Here is a 5,586-nt window from a genome sequence, read left to right as displayed (position 1 = left end):
GCCTCCCGCCGCGGCGGGAGGCGCCCCCGGTGGAGCGGGAGGGCTCAGGCGCCCAGCAGGCGGCTGCCCAGCCAGCTCGAGACCCGGTCCAGGGCCACGCGCTCCTGCGCCATCGTGTCGCGCTCGCGGATCGTCACGGCCTGGTCCTCCAGGGTGTCGAAGTCCACGGTGATGCAGTACGGCGTGCCGACCTCGTCGTGGCGGCGGTAGCGGCGCCCGATCGCGCCGGCGTCGTCGAACTCCACGTTCCAGTTCCGGCGCAGCTCGGTGGCCAGGTCGCGCGCCTTGGGCGAGAGTTGCTCGTTGCGCGAGAGCGGGAAGACCGCGGCCTTGACCGGGGCCAGGCGGTGGTCCAGGCGCAGCACCGTGCGCTTGTCGACCCCGCCCTTGGTGTTGGGGGCCTCGTCCTCGGAGTACGCGTCGACGAGGAAGGCCATGAGCGAGCGGGTCAGGCCCGCCGCCGGCTCGATGACGTAGGGCGTCCAGCGCTCGCCCTTGGCCTGGTCGAAGTAGGACAGGTCCACGCCGGACTCGCGCGAGTGCGTGGACAGGTCGTAGTCGGTGCGGTTGGCGATGCCCTCCAGCTCGCCCCACTCCGAGCCGGTGAAACCGAAGCGGTACTCGACGTCCACGGTGCGCTTGGAGTAGTGCGACAGCTTCTCCGCCGGGTGCTCGAAGAAGCGCAGGTTGCCCGGGTCGATGCCCAGGCCCACGTACCAGGACATGCGCTCCTGCAGCCAGTACTCGTGCCACTGCTCGTCGGTGCCGGGCTCGACGAAGAACTCCATCTCCATCTGCTCGAACTCGCGGGTGCGGAAGATGAAGTTGCCCGGGGTGATCTCGTTGCGGAAGCTCTTGCCGATCTGGCCGATGCCGAACGGGGGCTTCTTGCGCGCCGAGCCCATGACGTTGGCGAAGTTCACGAAGATGCCCTGAGCGGTCTCGGGCCGCAGGTAGTGCAGGCCCTCCTCGTTGTCCACCGGGCCCAGGTACGTCTTCATCAGGCCGGAGAACTCGCGCGGCTCGGTCCACTGCCCGCGCACGCCGGTGTCGGGGTCGACCACGTCGGCCAGGCCGTTGACCGGCGGGTGCCCGTGCTTGGCCTCGTAGGCCTCCAGCAGGTGGTCGGCGCGGTAGCGCTTGTGCGTCACCAGCGACTCCACCAGCGGGTCGGTGAACACCGCCACGTGGCCGGAGGCCTCCCACACGCGCCGGGGCAGGATGACCGAGGAGTCCAGGCCGACGACGTCGTCGCGGGAGGAGACCATGGTGCGCCACCACTGGCGCTTGATGTTCTCCTTCAGCTCCACGCCCAGCGGGCCGTAGTCCCAGGCGGAGCGCGTGCCCCCGTAGATCTCCCCGCTGGGGAAGACGAAGCCGCGCCGCTTGGCGAGGTTGGTGACGGCGTCGAGGCGGGAGGCGGAGCTGGGCTGAGCCACGCGGGATCTCCATCCGGCTGGGTGTCGGCGGACCTGACCGCGCCGGGTCCGGCGCGGCGCCCCGCCACGGTGGCGGGGCGGTCAGCAAGGCTACGCGGTGAGCGGACGCGCCCGCCGCGCGGGCGAGCGGTGACGTACAGTCGCGGGACGCAGTCCCCCCGGGTCGAAGGTCGCGCCCCCGGCGCGGCGAGAGGAGCAGCCGTGGTCACCCCGGCCCGCCGGTCCACCCGGCAGCGTTCCGCCGTCTCCGCGGTCCTGGACGAGGCGGAGGCCTTCCTCTCGGCGCAGGAGCTGCACGCCCGGCTGCGCGCGCGCGGCGAGAGCGTGGGGCTGGCCACCGTGTACCGGGCGCTGCAGGCCCTGGCCGAGGAGGGCGACGTCGACGTGCTGCGCACCGACGACGGCGAGGCCGTCTACCGCCGCTGCAGCACCGGGCACCACCACCACCTGGTGTGCCGCTCGTGCGGGCGCACGGTGGAGGTGGAGGGCCCGCAGGTGGAGTCCTGGGCCAAGCGCACCGGCGCCGAGCACGGCTTCACCGCCGTCGAGCACGTCGTGGAGGTCTTCGGCGTGTGCGCCCCGTGCAGCGCCGCCGCGGCCCAGCGCTCCTGAGCCGCCCCGGCGCTCCCGAGCCGCCCCGGCGCTCCCGAGCCGCCCCGGCGCGGCCGCGCGGCGCCCGCCCGTGGCCGCCGTAGCAGCAGGCCGCCGCGCCGCGCCCGCCGCCCTTGAGCGGCCACCGGCGTCACGGCGGGTAACGTCGTGCGCCGAACCCCGACCCCCACACCCACGGGAGAGCACGTGAACCGCTCCGAGCTGATCACCGCCGTCGCCGAGCGCAGCGGCGTCTCGCAGTCCGACGCCGACTCCGTCCTGGCCGCCTTCGGCGACGTCCTGCTCGACGCCGTCGCCAAGGGCGACGCCGTGAAGCTGCCCGGCCTGATGACGGTCGAGCGCGTCGAGCGCGCCGCCCGCACCGGCCGCAACCCGCGCACCGGCGAGACCCTCGAGATCGCCGCCTCCTTCGGCGCCAAGCTGACCGCCGGCTCCAAGCTCAAGGCCGCCGCCGCCGGCTCCTGAGGGCCCCGCCTCCCTGCCCCTCACCCGTCCGGCACGGCCCCGGCTTCCCGCCGGCGGCACGGACGCGCAAGACTGCCCGCGCCGCGCCCACCCGGGCCGGTGGGTGGACGGCCGCGACCGCGCGGTCCGGCGGTCCACGGCAGCAGCAACGTGGCGAGGTCAGCGTCGACCCGGCACCGGCAGGGAGGCGAAGGCCAGCAGTCATGACTACGCGCACCGACACCCCCACCCACGGCCCCCTGGCCGTCGACGGCGTCTCCTCCGACGAGGGCCACGCGGCCCTGCGCGCCTCGGTGCGCCGGCTCGGCGAGCTCCTCGGCGAGTCCCTGACCCGCCACGAGGGCGCCGACCTGCTCGAGCTCGTGGAGCAGGTGCGCGCCCTGGCGCGCGAGCCCGACGACGGCGCCAAGCTGGCGCAGCTGCTCTCCGGCGTCGACGACCGCACCGCGATCGTCCTGGCGCGCGCGTTCACCGCCTACTTCCAGCTCGCCAACGCCTCCGAGCAGCTGCACCGCGGCCTGGAGCTGGCCGGGCGCCCCGCGGAGGGCCTGCACAGCACCCTGCAGCGCCTGCGCGACGCCCTGGCCTCCGGCGAGACCGACCCGGGCGAGGTGCGCGAGGTGCTGGGCCGGCTGCAGCTGCGGCCGGTGTTCACCGCGCACCCCACCGAGTCCAGCCGCCGCTCGGTGCTGGACCTGCTGCTGCGCATCACCGAGAACGTCGAGGCCTCCGAGGACCCGGCGCAGCGCCCGCTGGACGCGGTGCGCGGGCGCCGCCGCCTCGCGGAGCTGGTGGACCTGCTGTGGCAGACCGACGAGCTGCGCGTGGAGCGCCCCCGCCCCGCCGACGAGGCCCGCTCGGCGCTGCACTACCTGCGCACGCTGTCCACCGACGTGCTGCCGGACCTGCTGGAGGACCTGGAGGTCGGCCTGGCCGGCGCCGGGCTGCCGCTGCCGGCCGGTGCGCGCCCGCTGCGCTTCGGCAGCTGGGTCGGCGGCGACCGCGACGGCAACCCCAACGTCACCCCCGAGGTGACGCTGGAGGTGCTGGGCCTGATGCACGACGCCGCGCTGGACGTGCTGGGCGCCGCGGTGCGCGAGCTGCGCACCGAGCTGGCGGCCTCCACGCAGATCGTGGGGGTCTCCCCGGAGCTGGCGGCGCTGCTGGAGCGCGACGCGCAGCTGCTGCCGGAGGTGCGCGCGGACCGCGAGCGCCTCAACGGCGAGGAGCCGTACCGCTTCGAGCTGTCCTACGTGCTGGCACGCCTGGAGGGCACCCGGGCGCGGCTGCGCACCGGCGCCGAGCACGTGCCCGGCCTGGACTACGCCGGGCCGGAGGAGTTCGTCGCCGAGCTGCTCGTGCTGCAGGACTCCCTGCGCGCCAACGACGGCGAGCTGGTGGCCGACGGGTCGGTGGCGCGGCTGCTGCGCACCGCGCACGCCGTGGGCTTCGGCCTGGCCACCCTGGACGTGCGCGAGCACGCCGGGCGCCACCACGCGGCGCTGGCGGCGGTGTACGACCGCCTGGGCGAGCTGGTGCAGCCGTACGCCTCGCTGGACCGCGACTCGCGCCGGCGGCTGCTGAGCCGGGAGCTGACCGGGCACCGCCCGCTCATCGGCGCGGCGGTGCGCACCCTGACGGGCACCCCCGCGCAGGTGATGCACCTGTTCGCCACCGTGCGCACCTGCCTGGACCGCTTCGGCGACGACGCGATCGAGAGCTACATCGTCTCCATGACGCAGGGCGTGGACGACCTGCTGGCCGTGGTGGTGCTGGCCCGCGAGGTGGGCCTGGTGGACCTGGCCGAGGGCGGGCGCGAGGGCGAGGGCCCCGGCGACGTGGCGCGCATCGGCTTCGTGCCGCTGTTCGAGACGGTCACCGAACTGGAGGCCGCCGAGGAGCTGCTGGAGGGGCTGCTGTCGGACCCCTCCTACCGCCGCGTCGTCGCCGCCCGCGGCGACGTGCAGGAGATCATGCTCGGCTACTCCGACTCCTCCAAGGACGCCGGCATCGCCGCCTCCCGCTGGCAGATCCACCGCGCGCAGCGGGCGCTGCGCGACGTGGCGCGCCGGCACGGGGTGGTGCTGCGCCTCTTCCACGGCCGCGGCGGGTCCGTGGGGCGCGGCGGCGGCCCCACCGGCGAGGCGATCCTGGCCCAGCCGTACGGCACGCTCGACGGGCCGATCAAGGTCACCGAGCAGGGCGAGGTGATCTCCGACAAGTACGTCCAGCCCCGCCTGGCCCGGCACAACCTCGAGGTGGCGCTGTCGGCGGCGCTGGAGGCCTCCACGCTGCACCGCTCCTCGCGCCTGGGCCGCGAGGTGCTGGACGTGTGGGACCAGACGATGGACGTGGTCGCCGCGGAGGGCCAGCGCGCCTACCGGGCGCTGGTGCGCGACCCGGGCCTGGTGCCCTTCTTCCTGGCCGCCACCCCCGTGGAGGAGCTGGGCAACCTCAACATCGGCTCGCGCCCCTCGCGCCGCCCCGGCGGCACCGGCGGGCTGGAGGACCTGCGGGCCATCCCGTGGGTGTTCGGCTGGACGCAGAGCCGCATCAACGTGCCCGGCTGGTTCGGCGTGGGCTCGGGCCTGGCGGCGGCGCGCGCGGACGGGCACGGCGAGGCGCTGCGCGAGATGTACGCCACCTGGCACTTCTTCCGCAGCTTCGTCTCCAACGTGCAGATGACGCTGGCCAAGACGGACCTGGGCATCGCGGCGCACTACGTGGAGGAGCTGGTGCCCGCCGGGCAGCGCGGCGCCTTCGACGTCATCCGCGCCGAGCACGCCCGCACCCTGGAGCAGGTGCTGTGGGTGACCGGCCAGGACTCCCTGCTGGAGGGGGCCCCGGTGCTGCGCCGCACGCTGGAGCTGCGCGACGCCTACCTGGCGCCGCTGCACGCGCTGCAGGTGAGCCTGCTGGCGCGCGCGCGGGCGGCCGGGGAGGGCGTGGACCCGGCGCTGCGCCGGGCGCTACTGCTGACGATCAACGGCATCGCCGCCGGGATGCGCAACACCGGCTGAGCGCTCCCGCCCGCGCGCGCCGCGGCCCCGTCCCCCCGCGCGGGGGGACG

At 75.2% G+C, this 5,586-nt stretch carries 4 protein-coding genes; 3 read left to right on the top strand and 1 reads right to left on the bottom strand.

The window, feature by feature from the left end:
- Positions 1-44 precede the first annotated feature (44 nt).
- Entirely contained in the window at positions 45-1,439 is a 1,395-nt protein-coding gene (locus tag ACRYR7_RS23850; protein ID WP_432574749.1) for a glycine--tRNA ligase, read from the bottom strand.
- A 201-nt stretch (positions 1,440-1,640) separates the two neighbouring features.
- On the opposite strand from ACRYR7_RS23850, the gene ACRYR7_RS23845 reads away from it, so the two are divergent.
- From ACRYR7_RS23845 to ppc, 3 genes are all read left to right on the top strand, one after another.
- The gene (locus ACRYR7_RS23845; protein WP_432574748.1) at positions 1,641-2,051 is read left to right on the top strand and encodes a Fur family transcriptional regulator; all 411 of its coding nucleotides are present in this window, start codon (positions 1,641-1,643) and stop codon (positions 2,049-2,051) included.
- A gap of 186 nt (positions 2,052-2,237) precedes the next feature.
- Positions 2,238-2,516 carry an HU family DNA-binding protein gene (locus ACRYR7_RS23840; protein WP_432574746.1) on the top strand — a complete coding sequence of 93 codons (279 nt, stop codon included), beginning with the start codon at positions 2,238-2,240 and terminating at the stop codon, positions 2,514-2,516.
- Between the two features lie 203 nt (positions 2,517-2,719).
- Positions 2,720-5,536: a phosphoenolpyruvate carboxylase gene (gene ppc / locus ACRYR7_RS23835; protein ID WP_432574744.1), complete on the top strand. Its 2,817-nt coding sequence runs from the start codon at positions 2,720-2,722 to the stop codon at positions 5,534-5,536.
- Positions 5,537-5,586 lie beyond the last annotated feature (50 nt).

Origin of the sequence: Kineococcus gurbantunggutensis (genome assembly GCF_050871925.1) — a bacterium.
Lineage (GTDB): Bacteria > Actinomycetota > Actinomycetes > Actinomycetales > Kineococcaceae > Kineococcus.
Note: the sequence above shows the minus strand (reverse complement) of the source record. Positions and strands in the feature narration are given on the sequence as shown.

Bases quoted from the DNA above. Each gene is read 5' to 3' on its own strand.
- ppc (WP_432574744.1), top strand. From the start codon at position 2,720: ATGACTACGCGCACCGACACCCCCACCCACGGCCCCCTGGCCGTCGAC.